The sequence below is a fragment of the Minwuia sp. IMCC3060 genome (assembly GCF_029909435.1).
Taxonomy (GTDB): Bacteria; Pseudomonadota; Alphaproteobacteria; order Minwuiales; family Minwuiaceae; genus Minwuia.
Genome location: NZ_CP123782.1, coordinates 2927967 through 2951095, shown reverse-complemented (window position 1 = coordinate 2951095; position 23129 = coordinate 2927967). Strand labels below are relative to the sequence as shown.

20 protein-coding genes and 1 tRNA gene are annotated in these 23129 nt (G+C 64.4%); 14 read left to right on the top strand and 7 right to left on the bottom strand.

What is annotated here, in order from left to right; all coding sequences use genetic code 11:
- The first annotated feature begins 14 nt into the window (after nt 1-14).
- Genes QGV54_RS13825 through QGV54_RS13810 form a run of 4 tightly spaced genes read left to right on the top strand, consistent with a single transcriptional unit; the run spans nt 15 to nt 4217 of the window.
- Complete coding sequence (locus QGV54_RS13825) at nt 15-2741, top strand: ABC transporter ATP-binding protein (protein ID WP_281016259.1); 2727 nt, start codon at nt 15-17, stop codon at nt 2739-2741.
- 13 nt (nt 2742-2754) lie between these two features.
- Complete coding sequence (locus tag QGV54_RS13820; RefSeq protein ID WP_281016260.1) at nt 2755-3225, top strand: cyclic nucleotide-binding domain-containing protein; 471 nt, start codon at nt 2755-2757, stop codon at nt 3223-3225.
- Nucleotides 3226-3256: 31 nt separating this feature from the next.
- Nucleotides 3257-3745 (top strand): class I SAM-dependent methyltransferase, encoded by a 489-nt coding sequence (locus QGV54_RS13815; protein WP_281016261.1) that lies wholly within the window; start codon nt 3257-3259, stop codon nt 3743-3745.
- 19 nt (nt 3746-3764) lie between these two features.
- The gene (locus QGV54_RS13810; protein WP_281016262.1) at nt 3765-4217 is read left to right on the top strand and encodes a PaaI family thioesterase; all 453 of its coding nucleotides are present in this window, start codon (nt 3765-3767) and stop codon (nt 4215-4217) included.
- A 4-nt stretch (nt 4218-4221) separates the two neighbouring features.
- Here the strand turns inward: QGV54_RS13810 and hemA are convergent, their stop codons facing one another.
- A complete protein-coding gene (gene hemA, locus QGV54_RS13805; protein WP_281016263.1) occupies nt 4222-5451 on the bottom strand; it encodes a 5-aminolevulinate synthase in 1230 nt (409 codons plus the stop codon).
- 157 nt (nt 5452-5608) lie between these two features.
- Entirely contained in the window at nt 5609-6109 is a 501-nt protein-coding gene (locus QGV54_RS13800; protein WP_281016264.1) for a hypothetical protein, read from the bottom strand.
- Between the two features lie 115 nt (nt 6110-6224).
- Between QGV54_RS13800 and QGV54_RS13795 the strand changes: the two genes are divergently transcribed.
- The 4 genes from QGV54_RS13795 to QGV54_RS13780 all read left to right on the top strand — a co-directional run bounded on the left by QGV54_RS13795 (nt 6225) and on the right by QGV54_RS13780 (nt 10261).
- Nucleotides 6225-7829, top strand: coding sequence for a long-chain-fatty-acid--CoA ligase (locus tag QGV54_RS13795; protein ID WP_281016265.1), 1605 nt, complete (start codon nt 6225-6227; stop codon nt 7827-7829).
- A gap of 66 nt (nt 7830-7895) precedes the next feature.
- Nucleotides 7896-8807 carry a 2-oxoglutarate and iron-dependent oxygenase domain-containing protein gene (locus tag QGV54_RS13790; RefSeq protein ID WP_348638788.1) on the top strand — a complete coding sequence of 304 codons (912 nt, stop codon included), beginning with the start codon at nt 7896-7898 and terminating at the stop codon, nt 8805-8807.
- The gene (locus tag QGV54_RS13785) at nt 8804-9421 is read left to right on the top strand and encodes a LysE family translocator (protein WP_281019963.1); all 618 of its coding nucleotides are present in this window, start codon (nt 8804-8806) and stop codon (nt 9419-9421) included. Before QGV54_RS13790 ends, QGV54_RS13785 begins: the two co-directional genes overlap by 4 nt.
- Nucleotides 9422-9469: 48 nt before the next feature.
- Complete coding sequence (locus QGV54_RS13780; RefSeq protein ID WP_281016268.1) at nt 9470-10261, top strand: EAL domain-containing protein; 792 nt, start codon at nt 9470-9472, stop codon at nt 10259-10261.
- Between the two features lie 58 nt (nt 10262-10319).
- Here QGV54_RS13780 and QGV54_RS13775 read toward each other — a convergent pair whose 3' ends face one another.
- The 3 genes from QGV54_RS13775 to QGV54_RS13765 form a co-directional block, all read right to left on the bottom strand.
- Nucleotides 10320-10883, bottom strand: coding sequence for a hypothetical protein (locus QGV54_RS13775; RefSeq protein WP_281016269.1), 564 nt, complete (start codon nt 10881-10883; stop codon nt 10320-10322).
- Nucleotides 10884-11015: 132 nt separating this feature from the next.
- Nucleotides 11016-11990 carry a transketolase C-terminal domain-containing protein gene (locus tag QGV54_RS13770; RefSeq protein ID WP_281016270.1) on the bottom strand — a complete coding sequence of 325 codons (975 nt, stop codon included), beginning with the start codon at nt 11988-11990 and terminating at the stop codon, nt 11016-11018.
- Nucleotides 11990-12979 carry a thiamine pyrophosphate-dependent dehydrogenase E1 component subunit alpha gene (locus QGV54_RS13765; protein WP_281016271.1) on the bottom strand — a complete coding sequence of 330 codons (990 nt, stop codon included), beginning with the start codon at nt 12977-12979 and terminating at the stop codon, nt 11990-11992. Before QGV54_RS13765 ends, QGV54_RS13770 begins: the two co-directional genes overlap by 1 nt.
- Nucleotides 12980-13088: 109 nt before the next feature.
- Between QGV54_RS13765 and QGV54_RS13760 the strand changes: the two genes are divergently transcribed.
- The gene (locus QGV54_RS13760; RefSeq protein WP_281016272.1) at nt 13089-13919 is read left to right on the top strand and encodes a hypothetical protein; all 831 of its coding nucleotides are present in this window, start codon (nt 13089-13091) and stop codon (nt 13917-13919) included.
- An 18-nt stretch (nt 13920-13937) separates the two neighbouring features.
- On the opposite strand, the gene QGV54_RS13755 is transcribed toward QGV54_RS13760, so the two are convergent.
- Entirely contained in the window at nt 13938-15230 is a 1293-nt protein-coding gene (locus QGV54_RS13755; protein WP_281016273.1) for a response regulator, read from the bottom strand.
- Between the two features lie 158 nt (nt 15231-15388).
- On the opposite strand from QGV54_RS13755, the gene QGV54_RS13750 reads away from it, so the two are divergent.
- Together QGV54_RS13750 and QGV54_RS13745 are read left to right on the top strand one after the other, a co-directional pair.
- Nucleotides 15389-18115, top strand: a complete 2727-nt coding sequence (locus QGV54_RS13750) for an MHYT domain-containing protein (RefSeq protein WP_281016274.1) — start codon at nt 15389-15391, stop codon at nt 18113-18115.
- A gap of 89 nt (nt 18116-18204) precedes the next feature.
- Nucleotides 18205-19083 (top strand): SDR family oxidoreductase, encoded by an 879-nt coding sequence (locus QGV54_RS13745; RefSeq protein ID WP_281016275.1) that lies wholly within the window; start codon nt 18205-18207, stop codon nt 19081-19083.
- Nucleotides 19084-19183: 100 nt separating this feature from the next.
- Here the strand turns inward: QGV54_RS13745 and QGV54_RS13740 are convergent, their stop codons facing one another.
- Nucleotides 19184-20584: an OmpA family protein gene (locus QGV54_RS13740; protein WP_281016276.1), complete on the bottom strand. Its 1401-nt coding sequence runs from the start codon at nt 20582-20584 to the stop codon at nt 19184-19186.
- Between the two features lie 122 nt (nt 20585-20706).
- Between QGV54_RS13740 and QGV54_RS13735 the strand changes: the two genes are divergently transcribed.
- The 3 genes from QGV54_RS13735 (at nt 20707) to QGV54_RS13725 (ending at nt 23129) form a co-directional block, all read left to right on the top strand.
- A tRNA-Asn gene (locus QGV54_RS13735) sits at nt 20707-20781 on the top strand.
- Between the two features lie 228 nt (nt 20782-21009).
- A complete protein-coding gene (locus QGV54_RS13730; RefSeq protein ID WP_281016277.1) occupies nt 21010-22863 on the top strand; it encodes a dihydroxy-acid dehydratase in 1854 nt (617 codons plus the stop codon).
- A gap of 62 nt (nt 22864-22925) precedes the next feature.
- Nucleotides 22926-23129: a DUF551 domain-containing protein gene (locus QGV54_RS13725; protein ID WP_281016278.1), complete on the top strand. Its 204-nt coding sequence runs from the start codon at nt 22926-22928 to the stop codon at nt 23127-23129.

Sequence of the window (23129 nt, the reverse complement as noted above, 5' to 3'; positions counted from 1 at the left end):
GAGGGGGAAGCGGCTTGGAACGGAACGTATTCAGTTTCATCCTGAAATACAGCTATCGCCAGCAGATCGTCCTGGTGCTGCTTGCGGTGGTGAACATGCCGTTCACGATGCTCGGCTACACGCTGGTCGAGAAGATCGTGAACGAGGGTATTCAGGGCTTCCGCAAGGTTCCCGAAATGGTGACCCAGGCTGATGGCTCGACCATCGAGAAATCGGTCAAGACAACGATCGACTTTCCTGAGGCCGTCTTCAACATCGGGCCCGAGTTCGATCAGGTCATTTTCCTCTTTGTCCTCGTGGGTCTGTTCCTGCTGAACATCCTGCTGCTGCAGGGCATCAAGTACGCGCTGAACGTCTATCGCGGTGTCACGGCGGAACGCATGCTGCGGCGCCTGCGCTATGCCCTGTTCCAGCGCATCCTGCGGTTCCCCAAGCCGACGTTCAAGAAGACCAGCCAGGGTGAGGTGATCTCCATGATCACCGGCGAGGTGGAGCCGCTGGGCGGTTTCGTCGGCGAATGTTTCTCCCTGCCGGTGATGCAGGGCGGCATCATGCTGATGTCGCTCGGCTACATGCTGATCGCGGACTGGAAGCTGGCGCTGGCCGCCGTCGCGCTCTACCCGCTGCAGTTCTACATCATCCCGAAACTGCAGAAGCGTGTGAACCTGCTGGGCAAGGAACGCGTCAAGCGCGTCCGGAAACTGTCGGAGAAGATCGGTGAGACGGTCACGGGCATCGGCGAAATCCATGCCCATGACGCCTCCAACCTGGAGCTGGCGACATTCTCCGAGCGGCTGAACGGCATCTATTACATCCGCCTGCAGATCTACATCTGGAAGTTCATCATCAAGTTCGTGAACAACTTCATCCAGCAGCTCGGTCCGGTGATGTTCTATTCCATCGGCGGCTATCTGGTGATCAAGGGCGAGCTTGACCTGGGTACCCTGTTCGCCGCCATCAGTGCGCACAAGGAAATCGGCGCGCCCTGGAAGGAACTGCTGGGCTACTACCAGCGTCAGGCCGACGCCCGCATCAAGTACGAGCAGGTGGTGGAGCAGTTCGCCCCGGCCGGACTGTTCGAGGAAGAGCGTCTGATGAGCGAGCCGGAAAGCCCGGTCCGCTTCGAAGGCGAGATCAAGGCCAGCGGCGTCACCCTGACCGACGACCAGAACAACAGCATTCTCGACTCGGTCAGTTTCACGCTTGGCCTGGACAAGCGGGTCGCCCTGGTGGGCGGCGGCGGATCCGGGCGTGATGAGCTGGCCGAGGTGATGGCCCGGCTGATCGACCCGGACCGTGGCACGGTCAACTATGGCGAGCACCTGCTGCAGGGCCTGCCGGAAGCGGTCACGGGACGGCGGATTTCCTTCGTCGACAATGCGCCGTTCATCTTCAACCTGACGCTCGGGGACAACCTTTTCTACGGCCTGAAGCATCGGCCGCTGAAGGAAGCGACCTACGAGGGCGACAGGAAGAAGGAGCGCGACAGCTACGTCACCGAGGCGCAGGCTTCAGGCAATCTGGATTACGACCTCGCCGCAGACTGGGTGGACTATGGTGCCGCCGGGGTCGAGGACAATGTCGGCCTGCGCCGCGCGGGTATCGAGGCGCTGAAGGTCGTCGGACTGGACGAGGATGTCTATCAGTTCGGCCTGCGCGGGCGGATCGATCCGGAGAAGCGGAGCGATATCGCCGAGGGTGTGCTGAAGGTGCGCAAGGCGCTCGACGAGCGGCTGACGGACCCGTCCCTGGCCGTCCTGATCGAACGGTTCGACCCGGCGGCGTACAATTCCAATGCGTCCCTGGCCGAGAACCTGCTGTTCGGCACGCCGGTCGGCGATACCTTCGATCTCGACCATCTGGCGGACCACCCCTACATCCTGGAGGTGCTGGAGAAGGTCGGCATGACGGATCAGATGGTCAGCATGGGCTATCAGGCCGCCGCTACCATGGTCGAACTGTTCTCCGACCTGCCTCCGGACCACGAACTGTTCCAGCAGTTCAGCTTTGTCTCGTCGGACGACCTGCCGGAGCTGCAGGGTCTGCTGGCGCAATATACCAAGGACCAGCTGGATGGGCTGAAGCCGCATGAGCGCGCGAAGCTGATGTCGCTGCCGTTCAAGCTGGTACAGGCAAGGCACCGTCTCGGTATCATCGACGACGCGGTGAAGATGAAGGTGCTGGAGGCGCGCAAGGCCTTTGCCGAGAACCTGCCTGACGACCTGTCCGGCTCGGTCGCCTTCTTCGATCCGGACCGCTACAACGCCGCGGCCAACATTCAGGACAACATCCTGTTCGGCAAGATCGCCTACGGTCAGGCGCAGGCGCAGGACCGTGTCGGTTCCCTGATGCGGGAGGTCATGGCGGAACTGGGCATCATCGAGACGGTGTCGGAGGTTGGTCTGGAGTTCGAGGTCGGTATCGGCGGTTCGCGCCTGACCGGTGCCCAGCGCCAGAAACTGGCCCTTGCCCGTGCAGTGGTGAAACGTCCGGATGTCCTGATCCTGACCGAGGCCACGGCATCGCTGGATACCAGCAGCCAGGCACGGATTCTCGATGGCCTTCTGACCGACTTCGAGGGTCGTTCCATCATCTGGGGTGTGCATCGCCCGGCGATGGCGGAACGCTTCGATCATGTGCTGGTCATGAAGGGCGGACGCATTGTGGAGAGTGGCAGCTTCGAGGAACTCAGCAAGGAAGGCACCGCGCTTTCCCAGCTTATCGCAGCCGAAGCCGCCTAGGGGAGATACGACCTTGAGCCTGAATGAAGAAGTCGAACTGCTGCGTCAGATCCCGATGTTCCAGAAGGTGGAACAGTCGAAGCTGAAGCTGCTGGCCTTTACCTCGGAGCGGCTGACGTTCCCTGCCGGGGAGATGGTCTGCGAACAGGGGGAGCCCGGCGATTCCATGTATGTCATCGTGCAGGGCGATGCGGACGTGATCGTGAATCTGCCGAACGGGCCGCTGACCGTCGCGCAGTTGCACAAGAACAGCTTCTTCGGCGAGATCGCGATCCTGTGCGACATCCCCCGAACGGCCACGATCAAGGCCAAGACCGAGCTTGTCACCCTGCGGATCACCAAGGACCTGTTCTATCGCCTGGTTTCGGAGTTCCCGCAGATGACCATCGAGATCATGCGGGAGATCGCCTTCCGCCTCGACCGGACGACGCAGGACCTGCAGCAGGCCCGCAATGACCTGAACAAGCTGCAGGGGGTCGACTAGGGCCGGACGGGACCGGCCCGGTTCAGCGAAGATGAGTCGCCTCGATTCCGTCATCGAACGCCTTTGCGCGCAGCGCGCGTGTCTCGACTGGGCCGCATCCGCCATCGACGGTCTTTCCGGCGATGTGCTGGAGCTTGGCCTGGGCAACGGACGCACCTTCGACCATCTGCGCAGCCTGCTGCCTGACCGCCGGATTCTGGTGTTCGAGCGTCAGGTGAACGCCCATCCGGACTGCATTCCCGCCGATGAGGACCTGCTGCTGGGCGATTTCCTCGAAACCCTGCCGCGGGCCGCGCGGATGATCGGCCGCTCGGTGGCACTGATCCATGCCGACACCGGAACCGGGGACAAGGCCGCCAGTGTCGCCATGGCCGCGATGATCGCACCGCTGCTGTTGCCCCTGTCGCAGGCGGGAACGATCCTGGTCAGCGACCAGCCGCTGCCGGATCCGGCTTTCGCGCCACAGGACCTGCCGCAGGGCGTGCGTCCCGGGCGCTATCACATCCACAAACGCATCTGAACGAACGGACGGACCCGCAATGTCTGAAAGCATTGAAGAGACGAAGCGCGAGCGTGCGCTCCGCATCCTGCGCAGCCGCCCGCTGGCCCCGGCCAGCGAACTGCTGGGGCAGTATCTGATGGACTGCGACCCGGACCGGGGCTGGGCGCGGGTGCGCTACACGGCCCGGCCGGAATTCATGAACGGCATCGGTGTCGTCCAGGGCGGCATCCTGACCGCCATGGTCGACGAGGCCATGGCTGTCGCCTGCATCATCAGGGGTAACTTCGGCATCATCATCCCGACCCTGGAACTGAAGGTCAGCTTCCTGAACGGTGGCAAGCCCGGGGAACTCTTCGCCGAGGGTCAGGTCGAGAAGCTGGGCAAGTCGGTGGCCTTCCTGTCCGGCCGCCTGTTCGACGCCGATGGCGAGATCGTCGTCACGGCCACCGCGACGGGACGGGTGCTGCAGCGCAAACCGAAAGGAGCCTGACGGCCTACTCCGCCGCCGCCGCCGCGCCGTTCAGGGGCAGGCCGAGCGTTTCCCAAACGGCCAGCAGCGCCTCGACCAGTTCATCCATCAGCTCATCGCTGTGGCGCGGGCCGGGGGTGATGCGCAGCCGTTCGGTGCCGCGGGGCACCGTGGGATAGTTGATCGGCTGGATGTAGATGCCATGCACGTCCAGCAGCATGTCGGTTGCCTGCTTGCACAGGGCCGGGTCACCGACCAGCACCGGGACGATGTGGGTGTTGGACCGCATGACCGGCAGCCCGACCTCGGCCAGACGGCGTTTCAGGGTGGCGGCGCGCTCCTGCTGCTGCTCCCGCTCCAGATTGCTGGTCTTCAGGTGGCGGATGCTGGCAACCGCGCCAGCCGCGACGCCGGGGGGCAGTGCCGTGGTGAAGATGAAGCCGGGGGCGTAGGAGCGCACGGTGTCCACCAGATCGGCGGAGGCGGCGATATAGCCGCCGATGACGCCGAAGCCCTTGGCCAGCGTGCCCTGGATCACGTCGATGCGGTCCATGACCTTCTCACGCTCCGCCACGCCGCCGCCGCGCGGGCCGTACATGCCCACCGCATGCACCTCGTCCAGGTAGGTCAGCGCCCCGAACTCGTCGGCCAGGTCGCAGAACTTCTCCAGCGGGGCAATGTCGCCGTCCATGGAGTAGACGGATTCGAAGATCAGCAGTTTCGGCCGGTCCGGATCGGTCTCCTCCAGCAACTGCCGCAGGTGATCGACGTCATTGTGGCGGAAGATCTTCTTCTCGGCCCCGGAATGACGGATGCCGGCGATCATGGAGGCATGGTTCAGTTCATCGGAGAAGATGACACAGTCGGGCAGGAACTGGGCGATGGTGGAGATCGCGGCCTCGTTGGCGACAAAGCCGGAGGTCATGACCAGCGCGGCCTCCTTGCCATGCAGATCGATCAGTTCCCGTTCCAGTTCCACCAGCGGATGGTTGGTGCCGGAGATGTTGCGGGTGCCGCCTGCGCCGGCGCCCATCCGGTCGATGGCGTCCTTCATCGCGGTGGTCACGATGGGGCTCTGGCTCATGCACAGGTAGTCGTTGGAACACCAGACGACCACATCGGGCTTGTTGCCTCCGGAATGGTTGGTGGCGCGCGGGTAATGTCCGGCGTGGCGTTCCAGTTCGGTGAAGACGCGATACCGCTTCTCTTCATGCAGCGACTGCACGGCGCTGGAGAAGACTTTCGCATAATCCATTGGTGGAACCTTTCGACTGGTTCTGGATTCCGTCTCCGGCCCTTTCGGTACTGGAGAGGGTAGACATATCGGGCGCGCATTGTGCCGTCAAAACCCGCTTGCGGCGAGTGTGACGGATGCGACAATTCCGCGTCACGCGGGCCGGCCATGACCAGCTTCAGGTCGGGCAGAACCGCATGATCGCAGCGATCAGCAGGCCGATGCCGCCATACTGGATGATCACGAAGATGCTGCGCACGAGATGGTGCAGCAGGCCGACAGGTTTTCGCTGGCTGGGCCAGAGCGGTGCAATGCGCGGCAGGATGATCAGCGGCAGCAGCATGGCAATCAGGGCACCGATGCGGATGGTGGTCTGATCCCCGGCGGAGGCGACAGCCGCGCCAACGAAGATGATCAGCACGGCCGCGCTGGAGGCGACGCCGACCCAGCCGCCGGAAAGCAGGAACAGCAGCTTCACGTCGTGGTGCCGCCAGCCGAGCCAGAACATGCTCTGCGTCACCCAGACCACAAGCGCGAGCGGCCAGAGGATCGGCGGGTCCGCCGCGCACCGGTCAAGGCTCCAGCCCCACCAGAGTGCCGCCCCGCCGAGGGCGAGCAGCAAGAGCTGGCGCAGCACGAAGGCGGCGATGGTTGTCTGTTTCTGCGAGGCGGTCTGCATGCGGCGCAAACTGCGTCAGGCCCGCTGCCTTGGCATTGTGACCGATAGCCGCGCGATGCGGTTGACGCGGCGGGACCTTGCGGGAACACTCGCGGCTGCTTCGGGGAGGATGAGAATGACTGGCAATACTGCAACGGATGGCGAGGATCGCCGCAATGTGGCTGACGTGCTGCGGAGGCATGCCCGCGACAGCGGTGACAGTATTGCGCTGGTCTTCGGCGAACGGCGAACGGACTATGCGACCCTGGACCGCCAGGCCAGTTGCATCGCCAACGGTCTGATTGCCGCGGGCATTCGTCCCGGTGAGCGGGTCGGCCTGATCGCGAAGAATTCCGATGATTTCATCGCCCTCTACTATGGCTGTGCCAAGGCCGGTGCGGTGCTGGTGCCGGTGAACTGGCGCCTCGCGGTGCCGGAGATGGCCTACATCATCAACGACAGTGGTGCGCGTGTGCTGGTGCTTGGCCCCGGCTATCACCATCTGGGCACGGACCATCGGGGCGAGATGCCGGCCGTGGAGACCATCCTGGCGATCGATGGCCGGACCGAGGGCGTCGCCGAACCGGATGACCTGCGCGAATGGTACGGACGGCAGGCCGATGTCGATCCGATGGTGCCGGTGCTGGCGACGGATATTGCGGCGCAGCTCTATTCCAGCGGCACCACGGGGCACCCGAAGGGAGTCCAGCTCAGCCACTTCAGCTGCTTCGAGCTCTGGCCGATCCTGAGTTCCAACGAGACCAAGGCCTATGGCCGCTGGACCGCGTCGGACGTGAACCTGATCTGCATGCCGCTGTACCATGTCGGTGGCCTGAACAATGCCCTGGCCGGCCTGTACGTCGGGGCCATGACGGTGATCATGGCGGAGGCGGTGCCAGGCGAGATCCTGAAGCTGATTCCGCAGTACCGGGTGACCAAGTCCTTCATGGTGCCTGCGCTGATCAATTTCCTGCTGCAGTCGCCGGGCTGCGCGGAGACGGATTTCTCCTCCATCGACGAGATCTGGTACGGCGCGGCCCCCATTCCGGCGGAACTGCTGCGTCAGGCCATCGAGGTCATCGGCAACAAGTTCGGCCAGGCCTACGGGATGACGGAGAGCAATGGCGGCGGCGTCTACATGAGCCCCGACGAACATGACCTGTCGAAGCCTGAGCGCCTGCGGGCCTGTGGCCGGGCCGCGCCGGGCTACGAGATCCGCGTGGTCGATGAAACCGGCAAGGACGTACCGACCGGTGAGGTGGGGGAGATCATCCTGCGCTCCACCACCCTGATGTCGGGTTACTGGAATCTGCCCGATGCCACCGCGAGCACGCTGAAGGATGGCTGGCTGCATACCGGCGACGCCGGATACTTCGATGACGAGCAGTTCCTCTACATCTACGACCGGGTGAAGGACATGGTGATCTCGGGCGGTGAGAACATCTATCCGGCGGAGGTGGAGAGCGCCCTGTTCGGCCATCCGGCGATTGCCGATGTCGCGATCATCGGTGTCCCGGACGAACGCTGGGGGGAGGCCGTCAAGGCCGTGATCGTGAAGAAGGCCGGTGCCGAGGTGACGGAGGGCGAACTGATCGCCTATGCCCGCGAACGTATCGCCCATTACAAGTGCCCCAAGTCGGTGGACTTCATCGATGAACTGCCGCGCAACCCCACGGGCAAGATCCTGAAGCGCGAACTGCGCAAGCCCTACTGGGAGAAGGCCGGGCGCAATGTCAGCTGAGAAGTTTTCGTGAGCGATATTCCGATCATCGACCTGTCGCACCCGTCACGCCCCGAAGGCGGCGGCGTGCCGGCGCAGATCGCCACTGCCATGCAGCGCAGCGGGTTCTTCTACATCACCGGTCATGGTGTGCCGGACCAGGTCATTGCCGCTGCCGTGGAGGCAGCGAGAGGTTTCTTTCGCCTGCCGGTGGAGCAGAAGCGCAAGGTGGCCGTGACCCGGCACCATCGCGGTTTCAACGCACTGGGTGATGCGCGCATGTACGGGGCGAAGCGCCCGGACCACAAGGAGTTCTTCCAGATCGGCCTCGACCTGCCGCTGGATGATCCGGACGTGATGGCCGGTCAGCCGCTGCGCGGGCCGAACATCTGGCCCGACGCGCCCGCAGCGTTCCGCAGCGTCTTCGAAGCCTACTACGCGGCGATCGCGGACTGTGGCCAGCGGCTGTTGCAGGGCGTGGCGCTGAGCCTCGGGGTGGAGCGTGACTTCTTCGCGCCGTTCTATACCAAACCGCTGCAACGGACGCAGGCCGTCTGGTATCCGCAGCAGCCCCGCGCGCTGGGGGACGACCAGTTCGGCGTCGCGCCGCATACCGACTTCGGCCTGATCACGCTGCTCTGGCAGGATGACAATGGCGGGCTGGAGGTCTGTCTGCCGGATGGCACCTGGATCGCCGCGCCGCCCGTGCCTGGGTCGCTGGTGATCAATGCCGGGGATCTGATGGCACGCTGGACGGCGGGACGCTATCGCTCGACCCTGCATCGCGCCACCAACCGGCACGTGGCGGAACGCCTGTCCATCGCCACCTTCCATGACCCGGACTTCAATGCGCCAGTGAACCCCGCCGATCTGGTGGGGGTGGCGGCAGCAGACGGGGCGGAGGTGACCACGGCGGGCGCTCATATCCTGTCGCGGATCAACGAATCCTTCGGCTACCGCAAGACCGAGGCTGCGCGTGACGGGACCGTGGGCGCTTGATCGAGGCGCTGATCTATTTCACGGGGGCGTTCTTCCTGCTGATCATCACCCCCGGACCGGGCGTGCTCTCGGTTGCCGGGGTCGGGTCGGGTTTCGGCTATCGCACCGGAGTGCGCTACATCGCCGGGCTCTGGCTCGGAACCAACCTCGTGGCCATCGCGGTGGTCAGCGGTCTCGCCGTGGTGCTGGAAACGGTGCCGGAGCTGCAACTGGTCTTCCTGGTGGTCTCCGTCGCCTTCCTGTTCTATCTGGCGGCCCGGATCGCACTGGCCGGTTCGACGATAGCCTTCGCGCGGGCCGTGAAGGTGCCCGGCGCGGTCGATGGCATCTTCCTGCAGTTCGTCAATCCGAAGGCCTATGTGGTCCATGGCACCCTGTTCGTCAGCTTTCCGCTCGGGTTCGAGAGCACGACCACCGAGATCATCGTCAAGTTCGTGCTGATCAACATCATCTGGGTGCCGGTCCACTTCGCCTGGCTCTACCTCGGGGTCTCCCTGAAACGCATGGCACTGGCACCCGCCACCCAGCGCCGGATCAATATCCTGATGGCGCTGGCGATGGTCATCGTCGTCGTGCTGGCACTGTTGCAGGGACAGGGTATGCTGGACGGGTGACAGCATCGACCCTGTCTGTTTCCAACCGTTCAGCCCGGAGGGTGTAAGATGCCCGACCTATCCGACGCGCATCACGCGGTCTGGCTGAGCGGAGAGTTCGTTGCAGCGGAGGGACGCGGCGAACTCTCCATCGCCTACCAACCCATTGTCGAACTGGCCACGTCCCGTGTCGTGGGGGCGGAGGCGCTGTTGCGCTGGACCCACGCCACGCGCGGCACGGTGTCGCCGAACACGTTCATGGGTTTCGCGGAGCCGGAGGGGCTGCTGTCCGGTCCGGGTGCATTTGCACTGCAGACGGCACTCGATGACCTGGCGTGCTGGCGGGAAACCAGGCGTGCCGCGCAGGGAATGTTCGTTTCGGTCAATGTTTCGCCGACCCAGCTCGATTCACCGGGGTGGGTCGGCGATCTGAAACAGGCCATCGACGACTGCGGCATGGCGCCTGAAGACCTGCATCTGGAACTGACCGAGACCGCGCCGCCGCCTGGGCCGGGTGCGGCGCGGGCACTGCAGGCCTTGCACGATCATGGCTTTCACATTGCCATAGACGACTTCGGAACCGGTTATTCATCTCTGTTGCGGGTGCAGAACCTGCCTTGCGACAGCCTCAAGATCGACCGGGCCTTCACCGCAGGTCTGCCTGACGACACAGCCTGCAAGGCCATCGTGGCCAGCAGTCTGGCGCTGGCGCATGGCATGTCGATGGGCACGGTGGCAGAGGGGATCGAGACTGTCGCCCAACGCGATCACCTGCACGACGCCGGGTGCGACCTGGGACAGGGCTACCTGTTCGGCAAGCCGGTCGATGCGGCAACCTTCATGGCGGCGCACCTCGACTGAGGGGCAGGGCGACCGATCATCCCCGATCGCCGTCTGCCTCCAGCCGTGGAAATGTCGGTCAGCTGATCACTTCCATCGTGTACCAGCCGTTGCCGACACCATTGGCGACACCTGCCTCCGTATCACCGGTGTAGGTATAGAGCGGCTTGTCGGCCATGGTCAGGACCCAGACCTGCAGGGCCTCGTTCCATGCCTTGCCCCACAGTCCATAGGTGCGCAGGTCCTTGCTGACCGTAAGGGGGCGCCAGTTCTCCAGGGCCGCACCCGACAGGGAGGACTTGCCGTAGGCCGTGTCCTTTTCCGTCGCATAGAGCGCATGGCCACTCAGGTCGGTGAGGATCTGTCCGGTGCGCTTGGTATAGACGACATCGACCAGGCCGCTGCCACCCCGGTCCATCACGCCGCGCATCGGGATCCGGTCCACCAGCGGTCGCTGGGCACGGGTCGGCCCACCATCGGTGATCGCGTAGTATGGTGACCGGAGTTCCTCCTCCAGAACCTCTTCAGGGTCCAGCGCATCATCGACGCGAAGCTGGGCCGCTGCAGGCTGCAACTGGAACAGGAAAACGGAGAAGACCAGCAGGGCAACAGACCGGTACTGGCCAGCACTCAGACGAGACATTCCGAACATCACTTCACTCCGGGTTTCAGGGCCAAACCTCTACCCGAATGTTGGATCTGTCAGCGGGAATTGCAAATCAACTCCTGCGGTCGGAAGCCCGTGACAAGAGCGCTGGCGGGCGTGTCAGGCTCCTCAGGACATCATGCGCGCGATGGCGGCGTCCAGACGGTCAGGCCCCAGCCTGATCTCGTTCTCCAGGGTTGGCGCGTAACCGATAGGCAGCTTCGGTGCCCCGATCCGGCGGACGGGGGCCTTCAGGTCCGAATGCAGTTCCTCCGCAACCGTTGCCGCGACCTCCGCGCCGAATCCGCCGACGACCACCGCCTCATGGGCGATCAGCAGCCGCCCGGTGCGGCGCACGCTCTGCAACACGCAGGCCTTGTCCCAGGGCCAGAGCGTGCGCAGGTCCAGCACCTCGATATCCGCCACCCCGGCCTGTGCGGCCCGCCCGGCGGCCGCCAGAATGTCATGCAGCGTCGCGGACCAGGTGACGATGGTGAGATCACTGCCCTGCCGCGCCACCCCCGCCGTTCCGATGCGATAGGGCGCGGCATCGTCCGGCACCTCGCCTGAGAGGGGCCAGAGGTTCTTGTGCTCCAGGTAGACGACCGGATCGTCGCTCAGGATCGCGGCCTTCAGCATGGCGTGGTTGTCGGCAGGTGTGGCCGGCATCATCACCACCAGCCCGGGAATGTGCGTGTACAGCGCCTCCAGCGACTGGCTGTGCTGCGCGGCGGATGACCGCCACATGCCGACCGGCATCCGCACCGTCAGGGGGACTCGGGTCTGGCCGCCGAACATGAAGCGGGCCTTGGCGGCCTGGTTGATCAGTTCATCCGTGGCACAGAGCGCGAAGTCCGCGAACCGCATCTCCACGACCGGACGGGTCCCGGTCATGGCGGCCCCGACCCCGACTCCCATGATCGCGGCTTCGGAGATCGGGGTGGAGACAATGCGCTCCGCGCCGAACCGTGCCTCCAGCCCCGCGTATTGACCGAAGACGCCGCCGCGTCCCAGATCCTCCCCCAGCGCCCAGACGGTCCGATCCGCCTCCATGGTCTCGGACAGCGCAGCTGCCCCGGCAGCGGCATAGGTCATCTCCGCCATCACGCCACCTCCGGCGCGCGGGCGTCCAGAACGTCGGTCAGCCCTTCTGCGGGGTCCGGCCATGGGGCGTTCCGGGCGGCCTCGAAGACCTGTTTCATCTCCGCCGCGACGGCCCGTTCCATCGTGTCGAACACCTCTGTTTCCACGCCCGCAGCGACCAGCAGGGCGCGGGAACGGGCGATGGGGTCGTTCTGCCACGCCTGCTCGACCTCCGTCGCCGGGCGATAGGTGGCCGGGTCGGCCCCCGTGTGGCCCGTCAGCCGGTAGGTCCTTGCGTGCAGGAATGCGGGCTTGCGATTCCGCCGGACCCGGTCGATCAGGGATTCGGCAGTTTCCGCCACGATGGTGATGTCGTTGCCGTCAATCGATTCCGCGTCCATGCCGAAGGATGCGGCGCGGGCGGCCGGGCCGGGCCCGGCGGTCAGGTCGGCGCTGCGTGTGGTTGCCGCGAAGCCGTTGTCCTCGCAGATGAACAGCACCGGCAGGTCGAAGGCCGCTGCCCAGTTCAACCCCTCCAGAAACGGGCCGCGGTTGATGGCGCCGTCGCCAAAGAAGCAGGCGACGATGCGGTCGTCGCCATGCAGCCGGATCGCGTGCGCCGCGCCCGTGGCAATGACGATGTTCGCGCCCACCACGCCATTCGCCCCCAGCATGCCGACGGAGAAATCGGCAATGTGCATGGAACCGCCCTTGCCACCGCAATTGCCGCCCTGGCGACCGAACAGTTCGCGCATCATGGCTTCCGGATCGGCGCCCTTGGCCAGCGTATGCCCATGACCCCGGTGGGTGGAGAGCAGGATGTCGTCGCGACGCAGTTGTCCGGCGACACCGGCGGCAATCGCTTCCTGCCCGATGGAGGGATGGATGGCCCCCAGGACGAGGCCCTGCTTCAGGCCTTCCAGCGCGGTTTCCTCAAGGGCACGGATGCGCAGCATCTCGCGGTGGTAGGCAAGAAACCGGTTCCGGTCCAGGTTTCCCCTGTTGCTCATGATCCCCCCCTCCGCATTGGCAATTGCGCCTGTTGGGTTCACGATAGGGGAGCCTGGCAAATCCGGTCAATCCGACCGGCAGACCAATGATTTCAGGAATGGCGCGCAGATGACCGAGAGACCCTATGGCATTGTCCTGGCGGACACGATCACCAGCCTGCCGCCAGAGGCTTCGGGGGCCGTTGTCGTCAGTGGCAGCCACGGCGGGCTGTTTCCTGCAGCCTGCGCCCTGCGGGCCGGTGTACGCGCGGTCATCCTGAACGACGCGGGCAATGGCATGGCAGCCGCCGGACTTGCCTGTCTGGATCATTGCCATGCGCACGGCGTGGCTGCCGCCGTGGTCGACAGCATGAGTTGTCGGATCGGCGATGCGGTCGACACGTTGCAGCGTGGCGTCATCAGTCATGTCAATCCTCTGGCGCTGACTGTCGGCGTCCGGCCCGGCATGTCGGTGGAAGACGCGGCGGAGGCGCTGCTTCTGGCACCGGTTTCGGACATGCCGGTCGCGGAGATGGACGAGCGCCGGGAGGTCGTCGCGTTGCCCGGGGCCCTGCGCCGTATCGTGCTGCTGGACTCCGCCTCGCAGGTGCGCCCTGAGGATGATGGCCAGATTGTCGTGACCGCTTCACATGGTGCGCTGGTGGGGGGCAATCCGGCCTACGCCATTCGCCGTGAGGCGTTCGCGGCCCTGTTCAATGACGCGGGCGGCGGGCCGCAGGGCTGGGGCTTCAGTCGGCTGGGCGCGCTGGATGCGCGCCGGATCGCCGGCGCGACGGTCGGATGCAGCAGCGCGCGGATCGGGGATGGCCGCTCCACCTATGAAACCGGTGTGCTTTCCGCAGTGAATGATGTTGCGCGTTTCCTGGGACTGCGGGTCGGCATGTCGGCACAGGACGCGTGCGAGATTCTCGCACTGACCGATGTCAAGGTGCCGGACTGAGACACCGGAACAGCCGGATCAGGCGGCGGAATTGGCCGAAACCGGTTCATCGCTGATGATCTCCAGCCGCTTGCCAGGCAGTACCAGGCTGACCGTGGTGCCGACGCCAGGCTCGCTGTCCATCTCGAACCGTCCGCCATGCAGTTCCACCAGCGATTTCGTCAGCGGGACCCCGAGCCCGGTTCCCTCATGTTTCCGGGAATGGGTGGCGTCTGCCTGACCAAAGGCTTCCATGACGCGGGGGATGTCTTCCGGCTTGATGCCGATGCCGGTGTCCGCAACGATCAGGTGCAGATCGCCGTTGGTATCGATCTCCGCCCGGATTTCGACATGGCCGCCGGTATTCGAGAACTTCACGGCATTGCTGATCATGTTCAGCAGGGCCCGCCGCATCAGGATCTCGTCGCAGAACAGCTCCACATTCTCCAGTTCGCCGCCGAAGTCGATCCTGATCCCGTGCTTCTGCGCCAGCGACTCGACGAGGCGGATCGAGCGGTCGACCAGGTCGGCGACCGATGTGTGCGATTCGTTCAGGATCGTCTTGCCGGCATCGACCTTGGTCAGATCCAGAATGTCGTTGACGATGCGCAGCAGATGCTGACCGCTTTCGTTGATGTAGCAGGCGTATTCACCGAACTTCGCCGTGTCGGCCGTGGCGTCGGATTCAAGCTGCTGTCGGATCAGATCCGAGAATCCGATGATCGAATTCAGCGGGGTCCGCAGCTCATGGCTCATGGTGGCCAGAAACTCGGATTTCGCACGGTTCGCCGCCTCTGCGCGCTTCTTTTCCTGACGCAGGCCTTCCTCCAGCGATTGCCGCTGCTTGATCTCGTTGCGCAGGTCGAAGTTCATCTTCTCCAGGTCACGGGTGCGTTCCTCGACGCGTCGCTTCAGGCTCTCGTTCGCGGCGTGCAGCGACAGCTCCGCACGGCGGCGGTCAATCTGGGTCTGCATCCGCGCCAGGGTGATGTCCAGGTCGACAGGCTTGGTGATGTAGTCGTTGGCCCCCAGCTTGATCGCCTCGGCGATTCCATCCTTCTCGTGGATGGCCGTCACCATGATCACCGGCAGGATCGCGGGGCTGCGGTTCGCCCGGATCAGGCGCAGGACCTCAAGCCCGCTCATGCCCGGCATCATGATGTCGAGAAGGATGATGTCGAACTCGCTCTCGTCGATCAGGCGCAGGGCATTCGGGCCATCTTCCGCCATGACCGTGTCGTATCCGCGGCGCGTCAGACGACGCGCCAGCATGGCGCGATTGGCCTCGAGGTCGTCAACGACCAGGACGCGCGGCTTCTCTTCGTTGTCCATCTTGCTCCGGCTCCTAGCGGAATGGGCATATCTCCATCTAGACACTGGCGGCTGAACATTTGGTTAAGCCGCAGAATGTCGCGATCAAGGCCGGCGCCATGACTTAATGCGTACTTAACCCCTTCGCGCCATGATCCTTCGTGCACGGAGGTTCGCGAATGGAACTGTCACAACATCACGATATGACGCTGGTGCTGCTCGCGGTGGGCATATGTGCGTTCTCGGCCTTTTCCGCGCCCACACTCGCATCCCGCGCCCGGGATGCGAGTGTGGGCGCGGCGGCTGGCTGGACATTGTTTGCCGCATTTGCCCTGGGCGGTGGCATCTGGTCGATGCATTTCATCGCCATGCTCGGGATGGAACTGCCCGTCGTGACGGTGCTGTTTGACACGCCCAAGACCATCGGTTCGATGGGTTTGGCCGTGGTCTTCACCTGGGCCGGTCTGGCGATCGTCAGGTCCCTGGGGTCCAGCTTCATCATGCTGCTGGCAGGCGGCCTGTGCATGGGGCTTGGTATCGCGGGCATGCACTACATGGGCATGGCGGCAATGCGCATGCCGGTCGAGATCGTCTACGATCCGGTCCTCTTCGTCGCCTCTTTCGCCATCGCGATCCTGGCATCGATGGCGGCGCTGTGGCTCTGCTTCAATCTTGAATCCCTCACCTGGCGACTGGGCAGCGCCTGCCTGATGACCTTTGCGGCTGTCGGCATGCATTACTGCGGCATGGCGGCGGCAACATTCAGGCTGCGCGCCGATGCCCTGGTCCATACCGACTCGGTCGTGAATTCCGGCGTCCTGGCTGCAGCCGTCGCGCTGGGGGCCGTGCTGCTCTTCGGCGTCGGGCTGGCGACAGCCCTGATCGACAGGCGGGTTACCGAGAACCTGCGTGCCGGCACGGAGAGGATCAGACGCAGCGAGGAACGCTTTCGCCTGATGGTCAACGGCCTGCAGGACTATGCCATCATCATGCTGGACCCGGCGGGCCGGGTATCATCCTGGAACGACGGCGCCGCGCGTCTGGATGGTTTCAGCGCGGAGGAGGTACTGGGCCGGTCCTGCGCCCTGTTTGATGCGGATGCCGAGAACGCCCCGCGCATTCTGGCGCGGGCCTTGTCGGAGGCCAGCCTCCGGGGCCGGTTCGAGGCGGAGATGAAGCGGCGGCGCAAGGACGGAAGCACCTATTGGGCCAGTGTCACGTTCCACCCGGTCTATGACGGTGCGGGTGAACTGTCGGGCTTTGCCAGCGTGACGCACGACGTGACCGAACGTCGGCAGGCCGAGAAGGCCCTGCGCGCCGCCTACGACGGTCTGGAGGCAAAGGTTGCGGAACGGACCCAGGAACTGAAGGAAGCGATGGAGGTGGCCGAGGCCGCGAATTCGGCCAAGAGTTCGTTCCTGGCCAACATGAGCCATGAACTGCGGACCCCGCTGAACGCGATCATCGGGTACACCGAGATGCTGATCGAGGATTTCGAGGATCAGGGCGATGCAGGCACGGTCGATGACCTGCACCGGATCGAGAAATCCGGGCGCCATCTGCTGACCCTGATCAACGAGGTGCTGGATCTGGCCAAGGTCGAGGCCGGTCGCGTCAGTCTGGATCTGGAAGCGGTGGATGTCGCGGCGCTGGTCGATGAGGCGATGAGCACGGTTCGCCCCATTGCCGAACGGTTCGGGAACAACCTTCTCCTGGATCTGCAGGTGCCGGGACTGCATATCGAATCGGACCGCAAGCGCCTGTTCCAGTGTCTGCTGAACCTGCTCTCCAACGCGTCGAAATTCACCGAGAATGGTGACGTCGAACTGATCGTCGGCCGGACCGAGATCAAGGATCGGGACGCCGTCTCGTTCGTCGTGCGTGATTCGGGGATCGGGATGTCGGAGGAGCAGCTCGACAAGGTATTCGAGCCTTTCGAGCAGGCCGACGGCACCCTGACGCGGGAACGCGAAGGTACCGGCCTCGGCCTGACAATCACCCGTCGGCTGGTGCAGATGATGGGAGGCGATATCACGGTGACCAGCAAGCCTGGCATCGGTTCGACCTTCACCCTTGTCGTGCCGGTCTCGCTGGAGGAGATGCATGATGATGGCCGGTCCGCGACGCTGTTGTCGGGCATGGCGTCGCCTGTTCTGCCCGAGGCAATGGACGCCGTCGGACCGCTGGCCCTGATCATCGATGATGATCTGGATGCGCTGGACATCTATCGCCGGGTGCTTGAACGCAGCGGCTTCCGCACGAGGGTCGCGCAGGATGGTGAAAGCGGCCTTGCCGAGGTCCGGACAACGGTGCCCGACCTGATTCTGCTGGATATTGCCATGCCGGAGATGGACGGTTGGCAGGTCCTCGGGGCGCTGAAGGAAGATTCGAGGCTGGCGAACATTCCGGTTGTCATTGTCTCCGTCACGGATGAAGCGGCGCAGGGACTGGCACTTGGCGCGGTCGACTGGCTGACGAAGCCGGTATCGGCAGAGGCCCTGACCAGCGCCGCGGCACGCATCTCCCGCGTCCACGCCGAGCCACGGGTTCTGGTCTTCAGCGACCAGATCGACGTGATCGAACCGGTCGGCGACACGCTGGATGACCTGGGGATCTCGTGCCTGTTCTTCGAGAGCCCCGACAATCTGCCGGACCTGCAGACATTCGGGCCGGATATCCTGATGATCGACATCTCGAGCAGGTTTGGCAGACCGGAGGTCCTGGAGAGACTCAAGTCACAGTCGAACTGGATGGAGATGAAGGTCGTGCTGCTCGCATCGCCATCGGAAGATGGCGGCAGCGGACCGGAACCGCGTATCGATCCGGCCCTGCCGCCCGACGATCTGCTGCGCGAAGTGTCGAAGTTCGTCCGGCCGCAGCGCTGTGGTGATGCCGCGGCTGCCTGACAGCAGCATTGCATTGTCTGCCCATACCATCCGCTGAACGAACGCTCTAGACTTCCCGTTCTGGCCAGTTGGAGAACGGGGAGGTTCGTATGTCCGGAGAGAATTCAGGTCGCCTGTCAGGGCGTGTTGCAGTGATCACCGGCGGTGCGTCGGGGATGGGCAAGGCAACTGCGGAACGGTTTCTGGCAGAAGGTGCCGCCGTCGTCATCGGTGATCTCAATCAGGTCAATGGCGATGCCCTGATCGGGGAGGCAACCGCAGCCGGGTATGGCGATCGCATTGCCTTCGTGCGTTGCGATGTTTCGGAAGAAGCGGACGTGGCCACACTGGTCGGCACCGCTGTCGACCGTTTCGACCGGCTGGACTGCATGTTCAACAATGCGGGTGTCGGCGGTGCCTTCGGGCCGGTCACCGACACCACGGTCGATGAATGGGACTACACGTTTGCCGTTCTGGTGCGGGGCGTTTTCCTGGGCTGCAAGTATGCGACCCGGCAGATGCAGAAGCAGGGTTCAGGCGGTTCCATCATCTCGACCGCGTCCATCGCAGGGCTTTCCGGCGGGGCGGGTCCGATCGCCTATTCCGCCGCGAAGGCCGCAGTGGTGAACCTGACGCGCGCCCTCGCAGGGGACCTTGCGGAGGATCGTATCCGCGTCAATGCCATCGCGCCGGGGGCCATCCGGACACCGCTGCTGCATTCGGGCCGGGCGGAGATGATGGAAAAGATGGCGCAGGCGAAGACGCCCTGGCCACGGCTGGGCGAGGGGGCGGACATTGCGGGTGCCGCGCTGTTCCTCGCCTCCGACGACAGTGAGTTCGTTACCGGCCACACGCTTGTGGTGGATGGCGGCGTACTGGGGGCTGCGCCGGACATCTGGGGCCATGGCCAGGATGCCATGTTCAAGTCGAAGGCAGGCGTCAACCGCGGCACGACAGGGCAGGGCGGTGACGTGCGCGACGTGGAATGACCGCCACCTGGCGGTAGGACGCTGCCGCAAGAAAGAAGGGGGTGCTGCGGCATTGGTCCCGCAGCACCCCCTTTCTGATTCCGGCTCCGGAACGGACCGGTCAGTTCTCCAGGAAGCGGACCTCCACGCGGCGGTTGCGCTGGAAGGCTTCCTCGCTTGTCCCTGTGTCGCGCGGATGGAACTCGGCATGGCCGGCTGCCACCAGGCGGTTCTTCGGGATGCCCTGTTCGATCAGGTAGCGCACGACGGAGAGCGAACGGGCAATCGACAGTTCCCAGTTGGAGGGAAACTGCGGTGTCGAGATCGGCCGATTGTCCGTATGGCCGTCGATCTGAAGTGCCCAGTCGATCTCCGCCGGGATGTCGGGCGCGGCGGCGAGGACAGCCTTGGCGAAGGCATCAAGGCGTGACTTGCCGATGGGGCGCAGGCTGGCCTTGGCGACGTCGAACAGGACTTCGGAACTGAAGACGATGCGCTCGCCGTCGATCTCCTCGGCATTCGCGACACCACCGAGTTCGTTCACCCGCTCAAGGAAGGAGGTCCGGTACCCGATGATCTGCACGTCATCGCGGGCTTCCAGGTTCTCGAAGCGGGCGTTTGCCTGCGCCAGTTCCTTCTCCAGCTGGTCGACGCGGTTGGTGGCGGCGGTCAGGCGGCCCTGAACCTTGCCGAACTCGATCTTGTCGATGCCTGTTTCCGATCCCTGAAGCTGGGCGCGGGCACTGACCAGTTCCGCCGTTGCCTCATCGAAGCGTGCATTGGCGGCTTGCAGGAGGGCCAGGGTCTGGTCACGCTCGGTCTCCGCCTCGCGACGTTTCTGCGCCGCATTGCGCAGGTTCTTCTGGTAGCGGTCGGCGAGCGACTGGATCTCGGCCAACTGGGCCAGCAGGTCGCGTTTCTCCTTGTCGAACGCGGCGGCCTCCGCGCGCAGCTTGCCGACTTCCTGGCTGATCTGGGTCAGCTGGCTGATCTGCGTCGAGAAGGTGGATTCCATCCGGGTGATGATGGTCTGTACCTCGATCACGCGGTTCTCCGTGTTCTGCAGCTCCAGCACCAGGGCCGCGACATGCTCGGCCAGGATCGCCGGGCAGTCACCGGGTGCCCCTTCCTCCAGCCCGCAGGCCTCAACGGAGGCGAGGCGGTACTTGCGCTTGAAGTTCCAGTACTGGAAGCCGCCAATCGGCTGGTTGGCCAGCAGGCGCACGGCCACCCATGAATCAGGATAGATGTCGATGATCCGCTCGAACCGCTTCCAGGCAAGGCCATAGAGGCGATAGCGCTCCAGCGGCAGCACGCCGGGTTTGTCAGCCTTGCGGATGAAGTCGAGTGCGGCCACGAACAGGCCATTGACGTCGGTTTCGCAGGCGCAGGTGATCTCCTCGATGGTGGCATCTGCCGCAGGTGGTTCGACCGCGACGGCGGCCTTGTCTGTCTCTGCCTCCTGCGCCATGGCGCCGAAGCTGATGAATGAGGCCACGATGGCCCAAGCGAAACGTCGCATTTTGTCGATTCCCCTCGAATGCACTGACTGCACCTGTCCTGCGCAAGAGCCGGGCCAGACGGTCGACAATTTCCTCTGGTCAATCCGCCCCCGCTTTGCTATGCCCTCATCCGCTTCCGTGATCCTCGGTAGCTCAGCGGTAGAGCAATCGGCTGTTAACCGATTGGTCGTAGGTTCGAATCCTACCCGGGGAGCCATTTTTCAGGGCCCGTTCCTTCCCATGAAGGCGCGGGCCTTGTGCATTACGGACTGCATTTTGCGGATAAGGTCCCATTGTGTGGATCGATCCCGGTGCGATCTGCGTCCCCCGGACTTGATCAGGGGGGGCAATCTCATTCATATGACGGCCAAAGCAGCCGTGGTGCCGCATTGCCTGTCGAACGGGTGGTCGTGGCGCGCTGACCAAACTTGGGGAGACTGACGCCGTGTCGAATGAAAAGCCTGTCCTGATTGACAATCATCCGGGCCGCAACGCCCAGGCCTATGGCATTGCCCGGGAACTCGGCGCGGACATGGACCTGATCCATGAACCGTCCGTCGGCGTGATCGGCAACAAGGGCGACAGCCAGTGCTACATCGGCGTGCAGCGCAAGGTGGAGGCGATCCACGAGAGCCTGCGCCAGCGGCTGGGCCGGGAGCCGGGTCAGCTTTCCATGCGGCTGGTGCAGCCGGAGTTCACGGTCGCGACCTCCGACGGTATCCGCAACGGCACGCGGGAGATGCGCTATTCCCTGATCGGTCGCGAAGTCACCCACGACAGCGTCTGCGAGCATCTGAGCGCCAGCGGCCTGGCCGGCACCGTGGCTGTCGTTGCCTGTGACAAGCCGCCGGTCGGCACCCTGGCCGCCCTGCTGGAACACAATCAGCCTGCCATCATGATGTCGGACGGCTCGATCCACCCGGCCGTCGATCCGAAATCGAACGAGACCATCGATCTGGTCTCCGCCTATCAGGTCGCGGGCAGTGAGGACGAGGAGTTCCGCAAGCACATCGCCTGCGTCGCCTGCCCGGGCTATGGCAGCTGCGGTGGCATGTTCACCTACAATACCATGCAGACCTTCATCGGCGTGGTCGGCATGCAGCCGCTGCACATGGTGGCGCCGCCGTCCGACGACCCGCGCCGGATGGAGCAGTTCCCGAATGAACTGGTCGACTATCTGAAGGGGCTGATCGACAGCAATACCCGCCCGCGTGACATCGTCGGGCGCGATTCCATCCGCAATGCGGTCATCGTGGCCATGGCGATCGGCGGTTCGACCAATGTCGTGCTGCACACGCCGGAGATCGCCCGCGCCGCCGGGTTTGCCAACTTCTGGCAGGACATCATGACGCCGGAGGAATTCAATCACCTGTCGAAGAACGTCGTGCCGGTCCTGACGGATGCACGTCCCTATGGTCGCTATTCGATGGTGGACATCGACCGGGTCGGCGGCGTTCAGGTCATCGTCCGGGAACTGATGGATGCCGGACTGCTGAACGGCGACGTGCCAACCTGCACCGGCGAGACACTGGCCGAGCAGGTGGCCCGTCTGGATCCGCCCGCGGCGGACGGCGACGTGATTCATCCGGTGGCCAAGCCCTACAAGCCGACGGGCGGCCTGCGCCTGCTCGGCGGCAATCTCTCCCCCGGCTACAGCGCGATCCTGAAACTGGCCGGTGTCGAGGGCGGTCTGGAGAACAACATCTTCCGCGGCAAGGCCAGGGTGTTCGAGGGCGAGGCCGGTCTGCTGGAAGCACTGGATACCCAGCCGGAGATCTTCAGCGACGGCGACATGATCATCGTCCGCTACGAGGGGCCGAGCGGTGCGCCCGGCATGCCGGAAATGCTGGATTCGACCTCCCGCATCACGACCCTGTGTCGGGAGAAGGGGATCGTCGTCGGCCTGATGACCGATGCGCGCTTCTCCGGCGGTTCGGTGGGGCTGGTGATCGGCCATGTCGGACCGGAGGCCGCGCTGGGTGGCCCCATTGCCCTGATCGAGAATGGTGACGAGATCACGGCCGACCTGAACAGCAACGAACTCAACTGCACCGAACTGATGGACAAGGCGGTGTTCGATGCCCGCATGGCTGCATGGCAGGCAACTGTCGATGCAAACGGCGGTATTCATCCGAACTGCGGTGTTGCCGATACGCGCCTGCTGAACCGGATGCGCCGTTCCGGCGTTTCGGCGCTGCAGGGGGGCGGCATGCACCCGGACCGGGAAGTCTGGGTGAACGATCCGCGTGAGCCGGTGATCACGGGCTTCACGCCGACCAATCGCTGGCACAGCACCTGACCATTCCGCACAGTGTGATCGAGGCGGTTGCCTGACCGCCCGATCCCTGCTGCGATAGGGTCATGGCTGGCTGGCTTCCCATACGCACGGCACCGCAGGACGGCATGCCTATCCTCGTCTATGTCCCGGAATATCAGGGCGGGCGCGGCGCCATCATCACGGCTGTCTGGATGAAGCGCCGCCTGTTCGGCTCCGGCTGGTACGACAGCGGCGCGACACAGGTGAAGCCGAGCCACTGGCAACCCCTGCCGGATCCGCCGGTCTGA